General features: G+C 74.6%; 9 protein-coding genes. 5 read left to right on the forward strand and 4 right to left on the reverse strand.

Annotation, left to right across the window (positions count from 1 at the left end; genetic code table 11):
* The 5 genes from CUT44_RS07780 to CUT44_RS07805 all read left to right on the forward strand — a co-directional run.
* Window positions 1–3,324, forward strand: a 3,324-nt coding sequence (locus CUT44_RS07780; protein ID WP_146252181.1) for a lonely Cys domain-containing protein, incomplete at its 5' end; no start/stop codon positions are given.
* Between the two features lie 107 nt (window positions 3,325–3,431).
* The gene (locus CUT44_RS07785; protein ID WP_100201451.1) at window positions 3,432–4,139 is read left to right on the forward strand and encodes a type VII secretion system-associated protein; all 708 of its coding nucleotides are present in this window, start codon (window positions 3,432–3,434) and stop codon (window positions 4,137–4,139) included.
* Window positions 4,140–4,688: 549 nt separating this feature from the next.
* Entirely contained in the window at window positions 4,689–5,777 is a 1,089-nt protein-coding gene (locus tag CUT44_RS33440; RefSeq protein WP_199185650.1) for a type VII secretion system-associated protein, read from the forward strand.
* Window positions 5,774–8,659, forward strand: coding sequence for a hypothetical protein (locus CUT44_RS32995; protein ID WP_158239577.1), 2,886 nt, complete (start codon window positions 5,774–5,776; stop codon window positions 8,657–8,659). The genes CUT44_RS33440 and CUT44_RS32995 overlap by 4 nt, the downstream gene beginning before the upstream one ends.
* Before the next feature lie 1,070 nt (window positions 8,660–9,729).
* Window positions 9,730–11,061, forward strand: coding sequence for an RICIN domain-containing protein (locus tag CUT44_RS07805; protein WP_146252182.1), 1,332 nt, complete (start codon window positions 9,730–9,732; stop codon window positions 11,059–11,061).
* A gap of 155 nt (window positions 11,062–11,216) precedes the next feature.
* On the opposite strand, the gene CUT44_RS07810 is transcribed toward CUT44_RS07805, so the two are convergent.
* From CUT44_RS07810 to CUT44_RS07825, 4 genes are all read right to left on the reverse strand, one after another.
* Window positions 11,217–12,308, reverse strand: coding sequence for a sugar-binding transcriptional regulator (locus CUT44_RS07810; RefSeq protein WP_100201454.1), 1,092 nt, complete (start codon window positions 12,306–12,308; stop codon window positions 11,217–11,219).
* 178 nt (window positions 12,309–12,486) lie between these two features.
* The gene (locus tag CUT44_RS32670) at window positions 12,487–22,785 is read right to left on the reverse strand and encodes a hypothetical protein (protein ID WP_146252183.1); all 10,299 of its coding nucleotides are present in this window, start codon (window positions 22,783–22,785) and stop codon (window positions 12,487–12,489) included.
* Window positions 22,786–23,151, reverse strand: a complete 366-nt coding sequence (locus CUT44_RS07820) for a hypothetical protein (protein WP_100201455.1) — start codon at window positions 23,149–23,151, stop codon at window positions 22,786–22,788.
* Window positions 23,148–23,657 (reverse strand): YbaB/EbfC family nucleoid-associated protein, encoded by a 510-nt coding sequence (locus CUT44_RS07825; protein ID WP_233221299.1) that lies wholly within the window; start codon window positions 23,655–23,657, stop codon window positions 23,148–23,150. The genes CUT44_RS07820 and CUT44_RS07825 overlap by 4 nt, the downstream gene beginning before the upstream one ends.
* Window positions 23,658–23,957 lie beyond the last annotated feature (300 nt).

Below are 23,957 nucleotides of genomic sequence, written 5' to 3' on the forward strand. Positions count from 1 at the left end.
CGGCTGGAGCGGATGCGGCTGGCCGATCCGGCCTACGCCGGTGACCGGAGCGGTCCGCTGACCTGGGCGCTGCTGGTGGAGATCGCCGGGCGGTACGAGAACTGGCAGACCGGTCTGGCGGGCAGCCGGTCCGAGATCGTGGTGCTGCGTGAGCTGCTGGGCAAGGCGCTGAATCCGCGGGCCGGTGCCCCGGGGATGACGCTCACCGGGTTCATCGAGCAGTCCGCGGCCCTGGCCGAGCCCGCCGATCCGCTGCCCGCCGCCCTGGACCCGGCCGCCTGGGACGACGGCCCGCTCCCGGGCGGGCAGAACGTCCAGCCCTCACCCGCCCAGCCTCTGCCCGCCCAGCCCTCGCAGGAGGAGCAGGCCGGTCCGTCCGGCACGCCCCGGGACGGGAGTGACCCGGCGCCGGTCTTCCCGGAGTCGGGAGCGTGGAACAGCCCCGGTGCCGACGGTGACAGTCCGATGGACACGGAGCAGGACGGCTCCGGAGTGCTGGACGCCTTCCTGGCCGGGGAAAGCCACGGCGATATCGGCATACCCGATCTGGACATGGACCTGGAGGACGCCCCGGCACCCGGCACCTCCCCCGGGGAAAGCCCCGGCAGGACCTCTCAGGACTCGCCCGGACAGGAGCGACAGACGCCCGGGGAAGTTCCCGGCGGCCAGGGCGCGGGCTTTTTCCCGGAGCTCGACCAGGAGGCACTCGGTCAGTTCCTGGCGTCGCTGGACGAGTTGTCGCCGGTGGACTTCTCCTGGGACGACATGACGGCGGGGGACCCGTCCACGGTCGGCGGGTCCGGAACGACGGATCCCCAGCAGGCCGGCACGGTGGAGGCCGGCGGGGCCGTGCCCGCCACCGACCCCGTTTTCCCGGAGCTCGACCAGGAGGCGATCGGTCAGTTCCTGGCGTCGCTGGACGAGTTGCCGCCGATGGACTTCCCCTGGGAGGACATGACGGCGGTTCCGCAGCCCACCGCCGAGCAGATACGACTCGAGCAGACACGACTGCTGAACGACACCGTGGGTGTGCAGGTGGGCGAGGAGGGCTTCGACCACTACCTGGCCATGCTGAAGGTGCTGGACGCCCTGCGGGCGTCGGATGCCGCGTTCTCGCAGGGGCCGATGGACTCCGCGACCCTGGCGAGGATGGCCCTCAGGATCTCCCACCTGGCCGACTGGTATCCGCTCACCGGGGACGACTACAAGACGTTCTTCACCACCGTGTCCGAGGCCGTGGCGGCCGGCCGGGCGGACACCGTCGCGGCTGTGGCGGCGTTCCACCTCGACCGCTATCTGGGAGTGCTCTCGGGACCGGGCACCGTGCACACGGCCATCGGGCAGCTGCCGGGGCGTAACTGGGGAGGGTTGGACACCACCTTCCTCAACCCGGACTTCGTCGGCACCTTCCAGTGGGCAGCCCTACCGACCCTGGTGCCGGCGAAGTGGGCCGGCCGCCGCCCCTACGTGTTGGTGGCGGCCGGCGACCACCGGAGCATCATGGTGACCGACATGCTGGGCGGCTCCCACCCGGTGGGGGCCGAGGAGCTGGCGGAGCTGCTCCGGCACGACCCGGCCATGCCGCCGGACGGCCCGGTGGTGTTCCTGGTGAGCCGCGCCGGGGCGGGCGGTCTGGAACTGCCCCGGTGGGTGGCCGACCGGCTGGGCGGCCAGGACCGCACCGTCTGGTCCACCGACGGGGAGCTGTTCTTCCACTGGGACCTGTGGACAGGGCATCAGTACGCGCTCCTCAACGACCGGGACCCGGGCAACGCCCCGGTGGGCAAGTGGATCCCCAGCAGGCCCGGTTACGTCCTGCCGCCGGGCACCGCGCCCGGGTACTTCCGCACGGTCGACGGCCGGGAGTACCCCGACAGCCGGCTGATGCGGTACACGCTGCTCACCCAGGACGGCGAGGACGTCCACGGCTGGGTCAGCATGACTCCACAGGACATGGCCATCCGGGAGCAGGACTACGCTCATCTGTCCGCGGTGCGGCACTTCCGCCGCGTCTACGTCAACAAGGGGGACTTCCAGGCCGCCGTCCACCCGCTGGAGGGCCCGGATGTCGGATACTCGGTTGCCGGACACAGCAATGAGCAGGAGATCGCTCTGGTCCTGGACGACGGAAGCCAGGTCATCGTGAGCGGTGAGCAAGTCGGCGGAATCATGCGGCGCAGGCCGAGCTTCCGGCAACTGCCCGCCGACAAGACCGCACTCGCACTCTTCTGTCTGGTCGGAGCATCGGCCCCGAACAGTGATCCGCTGGTCGTCCCCGTCCACGGCCAGGCCATGGCCAATGCCGCCGGAAAGGCGATGCGCGCCTCGAACTCGTCGATCGGTTCCAAGGGTCCGGTGGATACGACCCCGCCGACGCTGCAACTGCTCAGCCACGCCGACGAGCCCGACGTGATGCCCCGGATGTTCCACCCCGAACCGACCGGCCCCGAGCTGCTGAGGCTGGCCGGTGAGCAGGCCGGACTGGGACATCTGCCGCCGGGCGAGCAGCAGGAGCGCGTCCTGCGCATGGTGCGCGCCATCAGCGAGATCTTCGGCATCCCGCCCCGGCCCCGGCTGCTGGAGGCGTTCGGAGTGCTGGAGCGCATGCGTCTGGCGGATCCCGGCTACGCGAACGGCGAGGACGGCCCTCTGACCTGGAAGCAGTTGCAGGAGATCGCCTTCATGTACGAGCTCCACCAGGCCGTGCCTTTCGACGGCAGACCACAGCCGGAGCTGATGCGGGAGATGCTGAGCAAGGCACTGGCACTGCCTGCCGACGCGCGTGGGACGACGCTCAGCCAGTTCCTCATGGACTCCGGTCACCTCCCGCTGTCCGCCGAACCGCTGCCCGCCGCTCTCGTCCCCGCCAACTGGCAGGACGGCCCGCTTCCGGCGGCGCCTCCCGCCGCTCCCCAGGGACAGCCGCCGGTGATGAACGGCGGCCGCGGGGCGGACGGCGGGAACGGGCGGCCCTCCGGAGAACCGGGTCCGGTCCGACCGTGGCCCGGACCGCGCCCGGACACCACCGGTCTGGACGGCCGGACGTGGTCGCGGATGCGGGAGTGGCTGCTCAGCCGTGGTGAGAGCGCGGACCAGCAAGTTTTCCGGGTCCTTGACCGCATCGTCCGGTACACCCGGAACCCGGGGCTGCGGCCCCCGGACCGCGCGGCTCTCCCGGCCCCGGTCCGTGAACTCCTCCTGCGGTGGCAGCGGAACGGCATCTGGCAGACGCTCGGGGAACGCCCGGACATCGGGGTGTACTTCCTCTGGCTCGACCAGCTCCCCGCCGGAGACCCGCCACGGGAGGGCTCCGACGGTGCGTGAGACCACGTTCGTGCCGCCGGGGGCGCGAGGCCGCTCCGCACCGGTGAGTACCCGCCCGTTGCCGTGTCCGGAGAAGAGCCGGTGAACCAGGAAGCAAGGAGTACGGCATGAGCGACGCCAACGTCGGCCCGGCGGCCCAAGGGCCGCTGGATCCGGTATCCGGGCAGGAGCCGTCCGGGGACCCGCAGGCCGAGGAACGGATCCTGCCTCCGCCGCACATTCTCGCGGCGGCCCGGGCCGTCCCCGGGGAGCCGGTCTTCGTCGTCGATCCCGCCTGGTCGGGACAGGGCGCTCCGCCGCAGTGGTCGGTACTCGGCTGGTGGCGCAGCGACGAACGGGGCGAGATCACGGGCTGGGAGGACAACGACGAGTACCGGCCGTCCCCGTGGTCGCTGGGCTGGCCTCGGCCCGCCGACGAGGCCGACGCCGCGGCCCAGTTGGCCGTGACCGGCTACGGACCCATGGCGGACGTGCCGCGTGCGCTGGCCGCCGTCGACGAGGTCGCCGTCATCCTGGAGGACGACGGCACAACGGCGCTCGCCACCGTCCCGGACGGGACCACCGCCGTTCCGGTCTTCACCGTGCCGCCCCGCCAGGCCGCCGCCGATCCGGCCGGCGCCGACCTGCCCGCCCACCGGACGGTGCCCGTGGCGGACCTGCCCGGCGTGGTGGGGGAGCGGCCGCTGCTGTACCTCAGCACCACCGCCCCGGTGAGCGTTGTGGTCGAGGTGGACGAGGTGCTGGCCGGGGACGGCGGGCAGGCGGTGCCCACTGCGGCGGACACCCCGGCGTCCCGGCAGGCAGCCGGGACATGAACCGGCCGAGTACGCCCCGTGGCCGCCCGTGGGCGGTGCGTACGGGAGCACGGGGCGTGCTGCACGGGTCCGGAAGGCGTGGCTAAGATGTCTGCGCAGTGGGGCCTCGATGCGGGGTCCGGCCCGGAGCGGGCCGGTGCCCGGCACAGTTCACCCGACCGGCCGCGGACGGCACTCCGCCGGCCGGGAGCCGTGAGCGGCATCGACGGCCGGGTCGTCAGTGACGGTCCTTCGCCACGCCCGCGTGGCGCGGCAGGGGACCGGGCACGGCCGGTGCGTCCGTGGGCGGACGTGAACCGGTCGGCGGGCGCCGACGTGGCATTTCACGGACAGCGCCGCAACCGCAGGAGAACACCGCAACACGGCACCCGCCGCCGCCCGGGCGCGTACTCGCCTTCCCCGTTCACCGGCCACCGGTCTCTCCCCGTCGCACCGCATCCGCGTGTGACGCCGGGCAAGGGCCGCGGAACCGGTCCACCGGAACAGTGAGCACGTCGTCGTGAGGGCGGTGGACCGGGTGAGCGACCCACCACTGAGCTGAGGACGACGATGAGCGAGAGCACCACCGGCGACAGCGCCGTTCCCGAGGCGGGGTCCGGCCCGGCGGCGGACGAGAGCGGCGCGGGCACCCCCGAAGCCCCCGAAGAAACCCCCGACTCCCGGATCGCCGGTGCCGACGAGAACACCCCGCCCGTTCCCGACGAGATCCGCGAGGCGGCCAGGCTCGCCCCCGACCACTGGCTGGGCATGGTCGATCCCACCTGGTCGGGCGAGGGCGAGCCGCCGGAGTGGGCGACGGTCGGCCGCTGGCGCTCCAGCCCCGAGGGCGAGATCGTCGAGTGGCAGGACAACCCCGAGTACCGTCCCTCCCCCCGCGCCCTCGGCTGGCCCGAGCCGGAGGACGAGGTGGACCAGGCCGTGCAGCTGGCCGCCACCGGCTACGGCCCCGGTGAGGCGGTGACCAGGGAACTGGCCGACTACGAGGTGGCGGTCCTCACCGCTCCCGGCGGCGGCCCGCTGTCGGTCGTGACACCCGACGGCGCGGCGGCCGTCCCGCTCTACACCTCGCCGGTGTACCTGCACACCTCCGGCCGCTTCGGCTTCGAACTGATGCGGGTCGACAAGGAGTTCCTGGACCAGGTGCCCGAAGGCCACCTGCTGTACCTCAACCCCTCCGGTCCGGTCTCCATGACCCTGGAGACCGGACCGGTGCGCGAGGCCGTCGAGGGCACCGGAAGCCCTGAAAGCGCCGAGGAAGCCGACGACGAGACCGACGAGGAGTCCGCCGAGGAGACCGGCGAGGAGTCCGGCGAGGGAACTGACGAGCAGCCCGCCGGGAAGCCCGAGGAGACCGGCGACCCGGCCGGGGAGGAGAGCCCGGCACCCGCCGCGGCTCCCGTCCCGATGGTCACCACCAGCTCCGACATCCCCGTCGCCCCCGGCTCCGGCGCGCCCGACCGCGACAGCGCGGGCGAGGCCGAGGCCGGCGCGGGCGCGGACGCCGACGGCACCGGCGCGGAAACCGCCGGTGCCTCCGGAGGCGGGGACGGTGAGGACGGCGAGGGCGAGGTTCTGGACGCGGCGGCCCAGGCACAGCGCATCCTCAGTGGCGACACCTCACAGGAGCGCAAGGCGTGAGCCGCTGGCCATCGGTCTTCTCGCGCAGGAGCGGCAGGTCCGGTCCGTCGCGCGGCACCTCCCCGGCGGACGGCGGCTCACGGGAGGAACCCGCGCCGCCACTGGTGGAGGAGGTCGACGGCGTCCTGCTCCTGCGCTCCGTCGACGACGACTTCCCCTCGCTGGCCGAACTGGCCGAGGTCGCCCGTGCCGTCCGTGCCGACGGCGACGGTGGCGACGGTGGCGAGGGTGGCGAGGGGGACACCGCGACCGTGCTGGTCGGCGCGCCCCCGCAGGACGGGGACGGCGACGCCGGCCACTGGGGGCGGCTCGCCTCCCTGCTGGACACCCTGCGGGAGAAGGGCACCACCCGGGTGCGCCTGGTGCTCTCCGGCGCCGGGCACGACCGCCCCGGGGCGCCGAGTGTGGCCCGCCGTATCTCCGACGCGTGGGAGATGGAGGTCATCGCCCCGGACGGGGCCGTGCTCATCACCCCCGGAGGGGTGCTGTTCGTGCAGGACGCCCCCCGGCCCGGCGGGGGCGGCTGGTGGCACTTCACCCCCGGCGCGGGGCCCCGGCTGCTGGGCCTGCGCACCCCGGTGCCCGGCTGGCAGGACGCCTTCACCCGCCTGCCCGAGCGGACGTCGGGCGGCTGCGTGGTGCATCCGATCCCGGCCGGGGTGGCCGTACGCCCGGCCGAGGCTCCCCAGCCGGGCACCGGCGACCTGCCCTTCGCGGTGCCCGTCCACCCCCGGCGGCCCGTGGTGCTGGTCGGTGCCCCCTACGCGGAGGACGTGGCGGCCGAGGAGGTGGCGGCGGTGCTGGCGGCCCTGCCCGTCGCACAGCGCTCCCAGGTCCGGCTGGTCCCCGGAGGACGGCGCGACCTGCTGCGGCTGGGCCAGTCGGTCGCCGACATGCTCGGCGGCGAGATCGAGGTCCTCACCGGGCTTCCGCTGGCCACCGGCGAGGCGGTGGCCGGAGGCAGGGTCCGCCCGACCCTGATCGGCGCCGGCGGGGAGCTGACCTGGCAGCCGCTGGTGACGGCCGTGGTGTGCGCCCCGGCCGGCGCCGACGGCCGTCCGCCCGCGCCCCGGCCGTTGCACAGCGAATCGCCCCTGCCCGGTGTTCCGCTCACGGAGGAGGGCACCGTGCTGCTGACCGACCGCTGGGCGGCGGCGCCGACCCGGGCCGGTGTGGCGGTGTTCCCCGTCGGCGCGCCGCCACCGCCGGTGGCCGCGCGCACGGTGGACCCCGACAGCCTCACCGTCGAACTCGGCGTACGGGGCGAACCTCTGGACGACTCCCTGCTTCCGGCCCTGGCCCGGCTGCTGACCGACCTGGGTCCCCAACTGCGTGCCAGGGCGACCCTGGTGGTGTGCGGACAGCTGATCATGGGGGAGACGGCGCTGCGCGAACTGGCGGCCCGGCACCGGGTGGCCGGCATCCGCTACATCACGCATCTCGCCTTCCCCGAGCCGGATCCGGCCGCCCCGGCGGTTGCTCCGGCCCCTCCGGCCCCGATGCCGACCCAGAGCGCCACGCGGACCGGTCCGCCGACGCCTTCGCGTACCGACGGGCAGTCCGCGGTGCAGACGGCGGAACGGACCGGACATGGCGGGCGGGACGGCGCGGTGCAGCAGGAGGAGGCGGCTCCACCGGTGAACGCCGCCACCGTCTCCTCCGCTCTCTCCGTCCCTCCCACCATGTCCTCTTCGGCCCCCACGGAGGTCGCCGGAACCGGAGCGGAGAAACCGCCGGCGAGGGGGAGCGCGCCGGTACGGTCCACGGCGCGGCCGGACTCCGGCGCGGCGACGGCCCCCTCGGCGCCCGCAGGGCCCGTCGTGTCCACCGAGCCCGCCTCCGCGCGGAGGACCGCGGCACGTACAGAAGGGCCGGACGCGCCCGCTGCGGACCCCGTGCCGGCACCCGAGCCCGAGCCGGAGCCGGAGCCGGTACCCGAGCCGGAGCCGGTACCCGAGCCGGAGCCGGTACCCGAGCCCGAGCCGGCACCCGAGCCCGAGCCGGCACCCGAGCCGGAGCCGGTACCCGAGCCCCGGCCCGACTCCGTCCCCGAGTACGGCTCCACCCCACCGGCCCACCCGTCCGGGACGGCCCCCCGGCCGGCCGTCCCGGCCATGTCCGCCCCGCTCGCCCCCGGACATGTCAGCAGTGCCGCCGAGCGCGCCGCCTTCCGCGCGCTGGCCGCCGGGGAGTGGGAGCGGCACAGCGCCGCCGTGACCCGGTGGCTGACCCGGATGCCCGCGCTGCGCGGTCTGGAGCTGGAGGCGGCCCGGGAGGACCTGATGGCCGTCCACGCCTACCTGACCGCCGAGGAGGACACGGCACTGCACCACGACGCGCTGGTCCGTGAGCTGCGCACCGGTGAGGAGCGCCTGCTGCCGTACGCCGCGTGCCTGGCGTCGGCACTGCGCAGGCTGCCCTCCTACCGGGGTGTGGTGGTCCGGGGCGCGGACGCTCGCGGCCACGACCCGGACCAGGGCGCCCTGCTGGTGGAACCGGGCCCGGTCAGCGCGCTGGTGCTGCCCCGGAAGCAGCCCGACGGCCCCCCGGTGCGGTATGCCATCTGGTCGGTGACCGGTCGCAGGGTGCGGCAGCTGCTGGACACCGGCGGCGGGGCGCCGCAGCCGCAGGAGGAGATCGTCTTCACCCCGGGGACGGGGTTCCGTGTGCTGGACACCCGGGAGCTGCGCGGCTCGCGGGTGGTCCTGCTGCGGGAGCTGCCCGGTACCGCGGCCACCTGGATGGACAGCGTCGAGGAACTCAGCGCGCTGGACCGCTCGGCACTGGCCCGGCTGGAGAAGGCGCTGGAGGGGGAGGCCGACGACGGGCGGGGCCCGCACTGGCCGCGGCGCTGCACCGGACCGGTGGGTCCGGTCGCATGAGGCCGGTGCCGCCGCCGGCGTAGAGGGCCACCGACAGCGAGGACGAGGAGAGGACACTGATGCCGGAACAGCGTCGGCCTCAGAACGGAACGTCCATCCGCCCTGCGGACACCGGGGACGGCCCGCAGCCCCGCGCGGGTGTCCGCGGGGCGGTTGCGCCGCCGGCGGGACCGTGCGCGGACGCATGGTGGTCCGGCAAGGCGGACGGCACGCCGGTGAAGAACCTGGTCCCGCACCGGCAACTCCGGCCGGACCTGGACGCGGGGGTGAGTACTCCCCCCTGCCGCCGGCCACCGGTGGGCCGCCGTACGCCGTTTCAGCCGGTGGCCCGGCGCGGTGAACCCGCGGGATCGGTTCGTGATCCTGCTGTGTGGGTTTCCCGGGACCGCCGCCCGCGGGACTTCCGGAGACAGCCGGACGGGTCCGCCCGTCCGGTCCGGCCCGGAGAAGGGCCCGGACACGGCCTTCTCCGGCGTATGCCCGTGGTGCCCGGTTCCGGGGAAAGCCGTCTCCCGGACAGTCGGGAGACGGAGTACTGCCGACAGAGCGAGAGCTCCTAAGGAGAACGATTGATGTCAGGTCAGGAAAGGCCGGACGGCGGGGAATCCGCCCGTCCGGCCGCTGCCGCGGGCGGACCACCGGTCCGCAGAGCGGTGGCGATGCCGTCGGTGGGGAGGGATTCGCTGCAGGCCCTGCGGCCTGCGGCGCGGTCCTCCGGCACCGGCGGGGAGAGGCGCCCGGAGGAGGTGACACGGCCGGAGGGCACTTCGGGTAGCACCTCCTCGGAGGGGAAAGCCTCGGAGGGGAACACCTCGGAGGCCGCCGCGGACACCGCGGCGGCGGCGCGGCCCCAGGCCGAGCCGTCCGCCGGCGCACGGACCGATGCGCGGACCGACACGCGGACCGGTACGTCCGGTACGCGGTCGCGGGCCGAGGGCGAGTCCCGGAGCGCCGGGGCCACCCGCGGCCTCACCGCGGTCGCGGGTAGTACCGCGGGTGCGTCGGGCCGTGGCGGCAGTGGTGCGGCGGACGGCGCCGGCGACGGTTCGCCGGGCAGGCCGAAGAAGCCCATGCTGGCCGCGGCGGGAATCGCCGGTGCCGTGCTGATATCCGTACCGCTGCTGGTCATGGTCGGCGACGACTCCGACGACCGGACCGAGCGGCAGCGGGTGTCCATAGCCGCCGACTCCAAGGGTCTGGAGGGGGAGCGGAAAGCGGAGACCGAGACGCTCTACGACGAGCGTCTGGAATCCGCGCCCCGCACCTACGCCCCCCAGAAGACCGAGGAGGACAGCGCCGCCGGACCCGGTTCCGGCACCGTGTCGACTCCGCCGAAGGCGGAGAAGCAGGGTGTGGAGCAGCCGGTGACGGTGGTGAAGAAGGCGGCTCCGGGCACGGTCGTGGTCGGACAGCGTGCCGGGGAGCAGCAGGAGCCCGGCACCACCGGCCAGGAGCCGACGGTACTGGCGACACCGGAGACCGTCGCGAAGCGAGGGCTGTCGGTGCCGCTGATGACCGAGCCGGTCAAGCAGGAGCGGGAGCCGATGGTGCGTGTGGTGACCGTCGCTCCCACGATCGAACCGGAGAAGCACAAGAAGGCGGTGAAGGCCGTCGAGGCGGCCGCCGCCGCCAAGGCCGGGGAGAAGGAGGAGGAAGAGGAGAAGGGGGACGACATCGAGGCCCTCGCCTCACCCTCCGCCTCGCCCTCCGTCTCGCCCTCCGGGGTGCTGGAGAAGAAGTCGGTGCGCGCCGTCGCCCTGATCCCCACCAAGAAGGAGGTCAAGGCGCTCCACGACGGACGCGGGGTGGTACCCCCGGTCCAGACGGAGGAGACGGAGAAGCAGCGCGAGCCGGAGAAGTCGGCGGACGAGGAGCAGTCCCGCGAGTCCGCCGAAGCGGAGACGGGCCACGCCGAGGCCAAGGCCCCGGCGCGGACGGAGGCTCCGGACGGTTCGCAGGAGCGGAAGCAGGCGCAGGCGGTGAAGGGATCCACCACCGTCGAGAAGAAGGTCGTCACCGTCTACGCCTACCGGCTGGTCAGTGCGGACTCGGGCAAGTGCCTGGTCACCACGGCCCGCTCGGTGGGCGGGGAACTGGCGATCGCGCCTTGTGGGACGGGTGAGGAGCAGTACTGGGCCTTCCACCCCGACGACACCATCCGCAACGGTGAGCTGTGCATGACTCTGGCCGACGGGGCCACCGCGGACAACACGGTGATCCGGCTGGAGAACTGCAACGGTTCGGACGCGCAGAAGTTCCGCCTCAACGCCACTGACGACCTGGTCTCGCTGAAGGCCGGCAACAAGTGCGCGGACGTGCTGTGGCAGGACGACTTCGACGGCGCACCGGTGCGGCTCTGGCCGTGCACCGGCGGGGCCAACCAGACCTGGACGCGGGGATAGTACCCACGACGGGTCGGACGGTGTGCTCCGGCCGCGGCCGGAGCACACCGTCCTCCTGGTGAACCGGGCTCCCGGGGACCCCTTCCGCCTCACCGCGGGAGGGGCCTCGGGGGCCCTTCGCTTTCCCGGCGGGGACACCGGCCGGGACGGCCCCGTCAGGGGCGGACCCGCACCGGGGAGCGGTCCGGCGGCCCGGCGCGGCCGTGGGCGCGGGACCGCGGGGCGACCGGCACGGGGGGCGACTCCTCCAGGGCCCGGCGCGCGGTGTGGGCGTCGGTGACGATGCCGGTGAGGAGACCGGACCGGAGCACCGCCAGCACCGCCCGGGCCTTGTGCCGGCCGCCGGCGACACCGATGACGCGGGGGACAGCGTGCAACTGCCCGGCGGAGATGGCGACGGTGCGCTCGTCCAGGCCGGCGTCGACGAGCCCGCCCTCGGCGTCGAAGAGGTGGGAGGCCATCTCGGCGACGGTGCCCAGGGCGGCGCAGTGGTCGCGCTCGTCCTCCTCCAGGGCGTCGTGGACGGTGGACAGCCCCGGCCCCCAGGCGCCGATGGCGACCACCGCGGTGGTGACGGTGGGGAAGCGGCCCAGGACGGCGGCTATGCCCGGCTGGTGGCGCAGGACGTGCGCGGTCAGGGCGTTGGGCAGGACCAGGGGGACGTACAGGGGGTGGGCGGGGCCCTGCGCGAGGGCGGCGGCGCGGTGGACGGCGCGGACGGTCTGGTCGTTGATGGCGGTGGGCGGGTGGACCCCGGTGATCTGGACCACCGCGCACGGCGGCAGCCGGGTGAGGGCGTGGGTGACGGCCGTCACCGCCCGGCCCCAGGCCAGCCCCAGGACGTCGTCCTCGCCCAGCAGATCGGTGACCAGCCGCGCGGCGGGCTGGGCGAGCAGGTCGGTGAACGGTTCGGGGCCGCCCGGGTCGGCGCCGGGCGGATTGACGACGACGGCGTGCTCCAGTCCGAAGCGCTCGCACAGTGCCGCGGCGAGACGGGGATCGGTGTCGGTGGGGAAGGCGATGTCGATGCGGACGATGCCGCGGGCGTGGGCGAGCTCCAGGAGACGCGCGACCTTGAACCGGCTGACGCCCAGCTCCTGGGCGATCTCCACCTTGGAGACGTGGTCCAGGTAGAAGCGCCTGGCGGCGGTGGCGGCCAGCAGCAGCTCGTCGTAGGAGGTCTCGGCTGGTTCGCCGGATGCGGGCGGGATCGTCGTCCGCGCCCGTCTGGTGTCGCGCTCGCTCATGTCCGTCCGGGGATGTGGCCTGTGGGATCTGCGTCGGCACGGAGAGGAAGGCCGGAGCCTTCCCCTCCGACTGGTACGACGGTCGCGCGGAGCTGTGGGTTCATCCTCCGGGCCGGTGAGGTGGACGGTCCGGCCCCCGCGGCCGCGCCGAGCCGCCGGGACCCGGGGTCCTGGTCCGTCACACCGGGACGAACCGCGCACCGTCGAAGTGCAGCCGCACGACCGGCCCCCCGGCCCCGGGCCCGGCCCCGGGCCCGAAGCGCCCGTACCGGCCGTCCGGCCCGCTGAGTACGAGGTCGATGCCGAGTGCGGAGGCCAGGACGTCGGCCGCCGCCCCGGTGTCCTCCGGTACCGATGCCTCGCCGTACCGCCGCAGCAGGATCAGCCGCAGCCGCTGGAGGGGCGCCAGCTCCACCTCGCCGAGGGGGAGCCGGTCCCCGAGGAGAGCGGCCTGCGCCACCTGACCGGGCGGCAGTACGGCGCCCACCGCGTCCAGTTCCGCGGTCGACACCGTCTCGTTCCCGTCCCCGCCGGGCATGGCGGCCCGCAGGCTCCCGAGCCGGTCCGCCAGCGCCCCGGCGAGCAGTGGCCCGAGCGCCCCGGTGGTGGGGCGGTCGGCGGGCTGTTCCGCGGGAGGGGGTGGTGTCGCGGTCGGGGGAGTCTGGTGCGGCCCTGGTTCCCGGTTCGGTTCCTGTTCCTGCGCTGGGCCGGGGTTCTGCGCCTGGCCCTGGCCCTGCCCCTGTCCCTGCCCTTGCTCCCGCTTCGCCGGAGTGCCCACGGACGCCGTGGGTGGTGGCTCGCCGCTGGTGGCGGCCGATGGCGGCGGAGGTGCTGGCGGCGAGGGTGGCTGCTTCGCGGTCGGAGGGGTCTGGTGCGGCTCTGGTTCCCGGTTCGGGTCCTGCTCCCGTGCCGGGCTGGGATCCTGTTCCTGTTCTTGTCTCCGTTCTGCCGGAGTGCCCACGGACGCCGTGGGTGGTGGCTCGCCGCCGGTGGTGGCCGATGGCGGCGGTGGTGCTGGAGTCGACGTGCCGTCGGCATCCCCGTCGGTATCCCCGCCGGCCGGTACCGCGAGCTGGTAGTGGTCGTCGTGGAGGCTGAGCACCAGCCGCGGCCGGGGCACGGGCGGAGCCCCCCTGTCCCCTTCCTCCGGCCGGACGGCGGGGCCGAAGTCCTGGAAGCGGCCGTCGCTCCCGACGACGGTGATGTCCACGCCGAACGTGTGCGCGGCCAGCAGCGGCAGCAGGTCGGCGGCGGAGTTGTCCCAGGTGCTCCGTGTGCCGTGGTCGCCCGGCCGCAGGAGCTGGGCCGCGGCCAGCGCGGCTCTGGCCCGGCGGTCCAGACGGGTGGAGTGCGGCAGCAGACCGTCCAGGGCGTCGAACTCCCGGCGCTGCGGTGTGCCCGGCGCGAGCGGCCCGGTGCCCTCGCCGGTGAGCCCGGCGCCGGTGATCTCCTCGGCGGTGAAGGTGTCCGTGCCGTCCGGTGCCACCGCGTCCAGCAGCTCCGCCAGGCCGCCCTGGCCGCCCCGGGCATCGGCCGCCGTGCCGGTGAGCCGGTCCGCCAGGACGCGGCGCAGCCGCGCGGGCGCCGACCGGAGGTCGGACAGGTCCACTCCGGCCCCGGCCAGCCGCTCCGGGGCGGCCCTGCGGAGCCCCTCCGCCAGCGAGTGGAAGAAGGCGTCGCCGTCCCGCGGCACATCGTGCAGGACATAGGTGACCGGTTCGGAACCGGGGGAGGCCAGCACGGCCCGGCCGTCCTCGGTGGTCCGGGTGTACATCGCGGGGGCGGGTGCCGGGGGGACCGGCGCGGCGGGCGGCTTGGGCGGCGCGAGGTAGGTGACCGGGGGCGGTTCCGGGAAGCCCCGGGCGATCAGCCGTGCGCGGCCCCCCTCGACGGCGGCCCGCTGGTGCCACCAGGTGAGCTGGTCGGCGGCGGCCCGCACCCGGTGGTACTCGGCCGCGGCCGCCTCGGCCCGCTCGCGCAGCACGGTCAGCTCGTCCCGCAGGGACTCCCACGCGGCGAGCGCCGCACCGTGCCGGCCGGTGGCCTCGGCCAGCCGCCGGTCGGCCTCCCGTACGGCCTGCGCCGCGCGTTCCAGCGCGCTGTTCGCGGGGTCCATGGCCTGTGCCGCCCGCCGGTGGGCGGAGCGGGCCTGCCGTGCGCGCTCCCGTGCCGTATCCAGTGCGTCCCGGGCCGCGCGCAGCTCGGCGTACCGGGCCGCGCCGGGGCGGCGCTTCTCCCAGTACGCCTCGTCCGCCGTGACGAAGCCCTTGCTCGCCTTGCCGACCGCGTCCCAGGCCTGGCCGACCCTTTCCGGGAAGCGGGCGTCGGTGATCAGCCCGAGCCTCCTGGCGATGTCCTCGCGGACCCGCACCAGGACGTGGCTGTCCGAACGCACGGTCTTCGGCCCCGGCCGGACGTGGCCGAAGACACCGGAGGCCTTCCGCAGCAGCCGCGTGTCCCGCACGTCCCGCCGCACGTCGGCGTCGCTCAGCCAGGTGGTGGGGACGGCGAAGACGAAGACCCGGCCGGTCTTGGGCTTGACGTTGACGGAGGCCAGATGGTCGTCACCGGCCGGGGTGCCCGCGCCCGCTCCTTCGGAGGGGCCCGGTGCGGTGAACATGTACTGGTTCAGGCCCGTTGTCGGTGAGGCGACCGCGAGGACGGCACCGGGAGAGACATCGTGGGTGTTCTCCTCGGACCGTGCGGCGCCGGTGCCCTCGCCGGTCCGCCTGAGCACCTCCATCTTCTCGCCGTCGGCCACGGTCAGCAGCACCGCGCGGCCGAAGTCGGGCGCGGCGGTCAGCCGCACCGCGGCGGAGTCGGTGCCTATCAGGTTCTTCTCGGTCAGGTCGATGAGCCGGTAGCCGTCGTCGGTCACCGCCCGGTGGAAGAAGGCGGTCAGCATCGCGTCGGTGGTGCCGTCCTCCAGGAGCTGCGCGGAGCCGGTGCCGGCGCGGGTGAGCCCGGTGTCGCCGGCCCGGCGCGGGGCGTCGTCCCGGTCCAGCGAGAACCCGGCGTCGTAGGAGAGGGCGACGGCGTAGTGGACCGCCGCCCGGACGTTGTCCCGGCCGGCGATCCGGCGCACGTCGAAGCCGTGTTCGGGGAAGGCGAACGGCCCCTCCAAGCCGTCCGCGTGCCGGGGCCGGGGCCGCCGTTCCCCGACGGTGAGCTCCCGGGGCGCCGGGAGCGCGGGCAACTCGGGCGGGGGCAGCCGGCGGCCGTCGGTGCCGGGCTCCGGATCGGGGACCATCAGGCTGAGCGGGATGTTCTCGCGCAGGACGCCCGCCGGTTCCCTGACGCTGACGGCCCGGTTGCCGGTGAACTCCCGTACCGCCCGGCCGGCCCGGGCGGTCAGGCTCCGGTCCGTGTTCCGCGGCGGGGTCTCCTCGGAACCGGGGGAGTTGTCCAGCTCCAGGACGATCTCCAGCTCGTACGGGGTGTCCGTCACGGCGTAGGGCTCGGTGGACGCCGCCCGGAACACCGTGAGCGTGGTGACGGAGTGCGCCGAGCCGGCCGACCGGCGGCTGCCGCCGGTCTCGTTCAGCGCGGGGCCCGCGGCCACGGGCCCCCGGGCGTCCTGCGCACCGGTGTGGACGCCCTCGCCGACGACATGGCCCAGCTCGGCGCCCCGGGTGGCCTCCCGGCTCCGGGTGACGGTCTCGACGGCACGCCGGTTCTCCTCCATCTCCACGCCGTGGTCGAGCATGTGCAGGGTGGTCCGGCCGGGTACCAGCCGGACCCGCACCCGGGCCTTGCGGCCGCCGACGCGCAGGCCGTGCCAACCCCACCCCGAGGAGCGGACCGGCACCGAGGAGCCGGTCCCCGTCATCTCCCGGCCCAGGGCCCGCGCCACCCGGGACGTCACCAGGGTCCGGACCCGCTCCCGCTCCTCCTCGGCGAGCCCGAGCGTGGCCACCTGCCGGTCGAACGCCGCCAGCGCCCGGGTGGCGTCCAGCGAGTCGACCGGATACGTCCCGAACTCGTTGCCGCGCAGCCACGGCTGGGGCGACCAGGAGTGCCGGGCGTAGCGGGGCACCTCGCCCAGCCCGTCCTCGACCAGCCCCAGCTCGTGGGCGCTCTTCTCCGGTACGTGCGCCTGCCAGCCGCCGGGCACGGCGGTCAGCCGCCCCGCCGCTCCGGCCAGCTGCCGGGGAACGAGCGTCCTGCCGACCGCACCGGGGCCCAGCCGGCTGGTCGCCAGGACCAGCCGGTGCTCGGCCGTGCCCGCCACCAGCACCTGATGGCCGAAGCTCTTGCGGTTCATGTCGGCGACCGCGATCCGCGCGACGCTCAGACTCCCCGCCTCCGCCGCCGAGTAGGGGCTCGCGACCAGCCCGTAGGTGCCCAGCAGGCCGGGGCCCGCGGCATGGGCCCGGTAGTAGGCGAGCTGCCCACCGGTGAAGACGGTGCGGGACCTGCTGACCTTCCCCGCCGTCTGACCGGCGCCGCCGATGATCATCTCGCTGTCCATCGGCACCGACGGGGTCAGGGCCTGGATGCCGGACACCGTCGTCAGCTGGCGGAACGTCGCCCACACCGACAGGTACGGCCCCTTGGCCAGCAGCCCGGCGGCGCTCCAGCCCAGCGGGCCGGAACTCTGGTCGAAGTTCGACGTCAGCAGCTGCGGCTGGAACGCCCGCAGGATCGCCGACCGGACGGGCGCGCCCTCCTCCGTCAGCTGCCAGGACCCGCCCGGGGCGCTCCGGAGCAGGTCGTCGACGCTCGCCAGGAGCTCGGGGGCGGCCAGCACGCCCACGGTGACGAAGGGATGCCTCCGCAACTCCCGGAACAGCCGCCGGCCGGTCCCGGTCAGGGGGACGGCCCCCTCGGGCGCCGCCGGGCCCGTGCCCTCCACGAGGCCGGCCGGGTCGTCCGGGTCGGCCAGGGCGTCCGGGCCGTCCGCGTCCGACAGGTCGCCCATGGCCAGGGCCAGGGCCCGCTCGGGCCGGACGAGCGCCGTCGACGGCGGCTCGGCGGCCGGCGCGTACGGGTTGCGGGCCCCTTCGGCGTGCGGATCGGTGACCGGCGCGTGCACGGCGGGGACGCTGATCAGCACCCGTCCGGTCCGCGGTCCGCCGCCGACCGGCCGGCCGTCGGAACCGGTGCCGATGAGCGGACTTCCCGGACGGCTGAACACGAACGGCCCCGTACCCAGCAGGCCGAGGGTGGCGATGCCCCGGACCAGGCCGCGGAACCGCCAGTAGCCGCCGTGCTCGGCGGTGAGCGACAGCTCGTAGGAGTACAGATGGGCCCGGTCGCCGCTCACCGCCATCGGCTCGTTGGTGGCGGTCAGACCGAAGGACAGCTCGGTGTCGCTCTGCCACCCCTCCCGTACACCCAGGGAGAGGGTGCCCGAGTTGTGCGGGGCGCCGATGTCGTCCTTCGCCGGGTCGCGCAGGGACAGTGCGCCCTCCAGGGCCGCCTCCCCGACGCGTTTCGCGCCGGCCTGCGCGTCCAGCCGCTCGGCGCCCACGGAGCTGAACCGGTGCCGGAAGTCGTCCTGGACGCCGCGGAAGCGCCGCCGCGTCAGCTCGCCGCGGATCCGGACGTAGCGGTGGGCCTGGCCCAGCCTCCCCGTCTCGTACAGGGGGATGAGGATGCCGGTGGTCGTCAGCGCCTCCAGCGCGGCCCGCAGGTGCGTGTCCGAGACCAGGGCCAGGATCTGCCGGGTGTTGAACACCGCCGCCTCGTACTCGGCGCGGTCGCGCCACTGCGGGAGGCCGGGCCGGGACGGCAGCGACCGCTCGCCCCGGAAGAAGGCGGCGAGCTGCCCGCGGCGGCCCGGCGGCGGTGACAGCTCGGCGAGCGGGGCGACCAGGCGCGGATACACCTGCGCGACGGTCCGGATCACATCGTCGGCGAAGGCGTCCAGCAGGGTGGTGCCGGGAGCGGTCCCCGGCACGTCGCCGTGGCGCAGCCGTCCGTCGGGATGGGTGAACTCCTCCACCCGGTGCATGCCCAGGGTGCGCGGCCGGTCCGCGGTCAGATACGCGGGCGCGAACGGCTCGGGAGCGCCGTTGGCCGACGCGAACGCCGTGCCGTCGTCCCAGCCGGCGAGCCGGCGGGCCTCGGTGTGCGTCATGCGGTCCAGACCCCAGGTCTGGAACCGCCACGGCCGGCCCCCCGTGCCGGTCCGCGACACGAACACGTCCTTCTTCACCAGGTACAGAGCCGTGTTCCCGCCCTTCACCTGTCCCGCCGTCCTGGTCGCCCCGGAGCCGCCCAGGCCCCTGGCACGCGTCCACGAGACCAGGTAGCGGGCCGCGCCGCCGAACTGGAACCGCACGTCGAGCGGGCCCGAGTCGAAGAAGTTGAACGCCGGGCCCGCGGCCAGCTCCAGGCCCAGGACCGTGGTGTGCGCCAGACTGCGCTCGTTGCGCACCGTGGAGACGCTGATGTCCCGCGTCTCGGCGTCCGCCGTGCTGGAGACCAGGGCCGCCCGGGTGGGCACGATGTCCACGACGAAGGCACCCAGGGGTGTGCCGTCGTCCGCGAACAGCGGGGGAGTGATGATCCGGCCGTTGGCCGCCGCACGGGCGTGCCGGTGGAAGCTGCCGGTGTTGAAGAACGCGCTCAGCTCGCGGTAGGCGTCACTGCCCGGCTTCACGTCGGCCTCGGCGGCCGCCCGGGTGAGGATGTGGGACACGGGTCCGAAGTCCTCGGGCCGCACCAGCCGGTAGGTCGAGGCGCCGCCGAGTGCCATCGACCGGGGTATCCGGGCGGCCAGGGGCGCCGGCGGCCGGGTCGCGCTGTCCGGCAGCCGTGCGGACAGGCCGTCGCGCACCGTGAATCCGAAGACCGTCGCGGCCGCCCGCTCCCCGGCGTCCGGCGGCATGGTCCGGCCGCCCACGCCGGTCACGGTGATCCGCAGGTGAACGTCCGTCAGATGGACGTGCGAGCCGTCGAGGGCGCGCGTCTCCGTCTGGCCGGTGCCCTGGTCGGTCTGGCCGTAGCCGGCCTTGCGGACGAAGGCGGCGCGCGGCGCCACCCGGCCGTATCCGCCGAACGCCGCGGTACTCATCGGGCCTATGGGGACGGCGAGCCCCAGCGGGGCGGAGGACTGCGTGTTCTTGCTCTGCCCGCCGGTGACCACGGACCGCTGCATGGTGTCGACCTTGACCCCGGAGCCGTAGCCGTCGTCGAACCGCTGCCATCTGTCGCGGTGGTGGACCGCCGTGATGTGCAGGACCGCGGGGGCGCCCCGGAGGTCGGTGTAGGGGAAGGAGCGTCCCTCACCCAGCAGGCTCCGCGGTTCGTGCCGCAGGGCGTGCGAGATGTCGGCGATCAGGTCGGTCGATTCCGGGGAGACGGGCGGGGCCCCGGGGTCCCCCTCCGGAGGCCCGGGACGGCCGCTCAGGGACCGGTAGGCGCGCAGCAGTGCCCGTACGCCCGCGGAGCCCGGGCCGATGCCCTTCGGCGCCGGGGAGGCCGGGGCGGCGGGAGCGATGGCGGGGTTGTCCCGCAGGAGGCGGGTGATCTCCGCCAGCATCAGCTCGGGACCACGCAGGGCGATGTCGCCGTGGCCGAAGCTGACCAGCGCCTCGGCGGCGACACCGGGAGGGACCTCGCCCAGCAGTGACCGCAGGTCGTCGATGTGCGCGGGGACGACGCTCCCGTCCGGGAAGACCGTGGAGGAGCCGCCGCCGTCCGGTTCGGGGGCGTCCGGAACGAGCACGGGAGGCCGGTCCCGGTCCAGGGCGGTGGTGAGCCACTCCTTTCCGGCAGGTGGCGGGAAGGCCCTGCCCGCCAGGGGGGCGGGTGCTTCGACTGCCGGCTGCGGGTCCGGGTCGGTGGGTTCGGCTGTTGGTTCGTCGGGTGTTGCGGAGGGCGGGGCCGGAGCCGGTTCGGCGGACGTCGTGGAGGCCGGGGTGGGGGGTGGTGCGGGAGGTGGTACGGGAGCAGCCGAGGAGGTCGTGACGACGGGGGGTGCGGAAGCCGGTCCGGGGGGTGGAGCGGAAGCCGGTGCGGAGGCCGCCGAGGAGGTCTGCGGCCGGGAGGTGGTGGAGGACGGCGCGGGAGCGTTCGGCTCACTGGCGGGTGTGGCGGGGCGGGACCCCCGGGGCGCGTGGGGCTCCGCGCCGAACGGTCCGCCGGCGGTCGCCGCGGCTGCGGGCCGGGCGGGCGCGGTGCCGGACGGTGCGGTGCCGCCGGTACCGGCGCCGGTGCCGAGGTCGCCGATGAGAGCGGCCAGGAGGCTGAGGTGGCGGTCGCGCAGACCGTTCTGGGGCAGCCCGTCGGGAGCGGGGCGGGTGTAGTCGCCGAGCAGGGTGCCGGTGATGTCGGGGCGCTGCGGGGCGGTCCAGTGGCCCGCCTCGTCCCGCAGGCCGAGCTGGTGCAGCAGCTCGTGGACGTAGTCGACGGCCTCGGCGTCGGCGTGCCACTGGACCCGGGTCATCTGCTGGTCGGGCCCGACCACGCCGACGTTGAGCCCGTGGGGGTGCGGGTCATGGGCGACCTGTTCGACGCTGATGTGGAGCCGGTCCCCGTTCGGCAGCCGGTACCCCGGCGCGTTGAGGAGCTCCTCGACACCGGCCCGGAGCTTGTCCCAGACGGGCTCCGGGAGGCCGGCCGGGTCACGGGAGCCGACCTGGACGGTGAGATCGGTGACCCACTCGCCACCGTGTTCGAAGCGGCGTGCGTCGAACTTGGAGTGCACCGCGTACTGGGTGGTCCTCCCCGGCCGTTCGGGGTCGGGGGGTGCGGAGACGGGGTCCACCCAGGTGTGCGAGCGGGTGACGGAAGGCGCGGCGGCGCGCGCGGCCTCCCAGGCGGGATCGGGGGAGCCGACGGGGCCGGAGGGGCGCGGCGCCGCACTCTCCGGCGCGGAGTCCGGTGCCGCGTCGTGGCCGGGGCCGGCGTCCCGGGGGAGGGTGTCACCGGCTTCGGCAGCGGGCGGGGAGGAGAGCGGCCCGGGCCCCGCGGGGGAGCCCGGTGCGGTTCCGGGAGCCGCGGAGCCCGGCAGCGGAACCGTGCCCGTGTCCGCTCCTGTGCTCGTGCCGGGAAGTCCTCCGGGACTCCGGGTGCCGGGGTGGTCGGCGGCGGAAGACGACGGGACGTTCGTGGCCGGAGAGGGGTACGGTGCCGCGCCGGACACCGTGGCGGGCGGCGTGGTGAGCGGTGCCGTGCCCTCCGGGGACTGTCCGGGGGCGGGCACGTACCGGTCCCCGCCCCCGTGGACCGTGCCGGGACCGTACGACGGCGACGGGTTCGTCACGGGTGCCGCCGCGGCCGGCGGGCGGGGGCCGGCACCGCCGCGGGACGGGGCCGGGTACGGGGGAGGACCGGGGGGCGCCGGCCGGGCACTGTACGCGGTGCCGCCGGCGAGGGTGCCCGGGGAGACGTCGGAGGCACCCTCCCCCTCTCCCTCCCGCGTACCGGAGGTGCCGTCGACCGCCGCACCGTACGAGGGAGGCGGGTCGCCGACGCCGTCGAACCGGTCCGTTCCGAGCGACAGTTCGCGGAGCCCGAGCCCCGCGTCCGAGGCCAGGGACATCGCGGCCGTGGTGGTGACACCCGCCGCGCCCGCACCGGCGAAGGTGTCCCAGCTCCACTCCAGCTTGCCGTCGAAAGCCCAGTTCACCAGGACCTCGGCCGCGGTCTCGGAGAGGGCGGACACCACGAAGACCTCCGGTATGCCGAAGCCGTGGTCGAGTGCGTTCCGGGTGTGGGGGAACTTTCCGCCGCCGTCACCGGTGGATTTCCCGAGGCCGGGGGGCTTCTCGAAATCGGGAACCTTCCCGAGTCCGGGGATGCCCAGGGAGTCGGAGATGTTCCTGGTCCAGTTGCGTACGCGGTCGGCGCCGCCCCGGAGAACGGACTCGAAGCCGGCCGCCAGGGCGCCGAAGGCCATCGCCTTGCCGACGTCCCCCCAGTCGACCCCGTCCGGTCTGCGGCCCGACGGGTTGAGACTGATCTGCGCCAGCCTGACCGCGAGCGTCTGGAGGCCCTCCTCCAGTGCTCCGCCGAGGGTGGGCCCGAGCTGGGAGAGCCGGATCAGCCGGTCGATGATGATCAGGACGGCCAGCCGGCTCCTTGCCCTGGCCAGCGCCATCTGGGTCAGGGAGGTACCGCCCGTGAAGTATGCCAGGGCCGCGTAGAGCGCCAGCTCGATGAGGAGCATGGTGATCTCGGCGATGATCTCCCACTTCGACGCCTGGATGCCCATCGACCGGTCGACCTGGCCCCTGGCCAGGTCGTCCATGCTGTCGATCATCCGCTGGAGGTGGTCGACGCCGTTGTCGTCGACCAGCAGGGAGAGGCCCTTGACGTACCGGTCGGCCACCGCGGGCGGGAGATCGGTCCCCGCGCGTTCGATCGACGACCGGACGGCCTCCCGCAGCGCACGCAGCCGCTGTCCGTAGGCGAGGTACAGCTCACGGCTGTCGTACGCCAGGTTCTCCCGCGCCTGCAGCGGCTTCTCGCCGAGCAGGACGTAGAGCATCGTGGAGACCTCGTCGGGGAAGTTGATCTCCCGCACTCAGCGCCTGCCGCTCTCCCCGTCGTCGCCGGACGCTCCGGCGGTCCGCCACGAGTGGTCCGCGATCGTGTCGAGTGAGTCGTTGCGCGCCTTCTCGATGGCGTCCAGGTTCGCCAGCGTGGCCGACACCAGCGCGTCCAGGGCGTCGTGCAGGGCGTCGCCGAAGTCCACGCAGCGCTGGTTGTCGCGCTCGTAGGCCGGGCGCACCTTCAGTGCGTAGTCGTCCGTCCAGCCGGGCCACTCGGTGTACCGGCCCTCACGGTCGAGGAAGTCCGTCACGAGTGTCCTCGCCATGCCGGGAAGCCGTCGCATCTCCTCGACGCTGTGCCGCAGCCCGATGGTGTCCGCGGAGAAGGCCGTGCTCATCCCCGGTCACCTCCCTGTGCCCGGCGGTAGTCCGCCCCGTCGTCGTCGGTGTCCTCGTAGATCTCGTCCCGCAGCCGGTCGCCGGGCGACCGGCCGGGTCCGGAAGGGTGGACGCCGCTCAGGGCCGGGCCGAACAGCCGCTCCCAGTCGACGTCGATGCCGCGGAACCCGGGAACGTCTCCGGCGGGCCGGGTGAGGGGCTCGAAGGCCGAGATCACCCGCTGCGCCATCGCCGCGCGTCCCCGGTTCGCGGTCTCCAGGACGGAGGCCGCGAGCCGGTCGGCGGACATGCTCCGGTACCTGTCGTTCGGGAAACGCAGCCGTGTCAGCTCGCCCTGAGCGCCGACGGTGACCTCCACGGCCCCGTCCGGGGACCGCATGGTCACCGACGCCTCGCGCAGTTCGCCCTCCGTGCGGGCGACGGCCTGCCGTACGGCCTCCAGCTCGGCGCGGGCCTCGTCGATCCGCTGCTCGATCGGTGTCGGGGACTTCCCGGTGTCGTTCACCGGCCGATCACGTCCTCTCCCCGCTGACCACGGCCCTGACCATGACACCTCCGCCGCTCCTCGGTGGCCCTGCCGTCCGCACCGGGAGAACCACCGGCCGGTTTCTCCGGGCGGTGCGGCGGGCGGACGACAGTCCACAACAGACAGGAGTCAGTTAATGCTCAACGAGTGACGGAAAGTTTTCCGGAGGGCTGCTTCGGGTGCCGTGATCGAATCCCCTGGTTCACCTGGCGGCGGCCTTCTGTTCGGCCGTTCCCGGGCGGCCGGGCCCGTTGGCGGCCTTCCGCCGGTGCCGTGCGG

The organism is Streptomyces carminius, assembly GCF_002794255.1.
GTDB classification, from domain to species: Bacteria; Actinomycetota; Actinomycetes; order Streptomycetales; family Streptomycetaceae; genus Streptomyces; species Streptomyces carminius.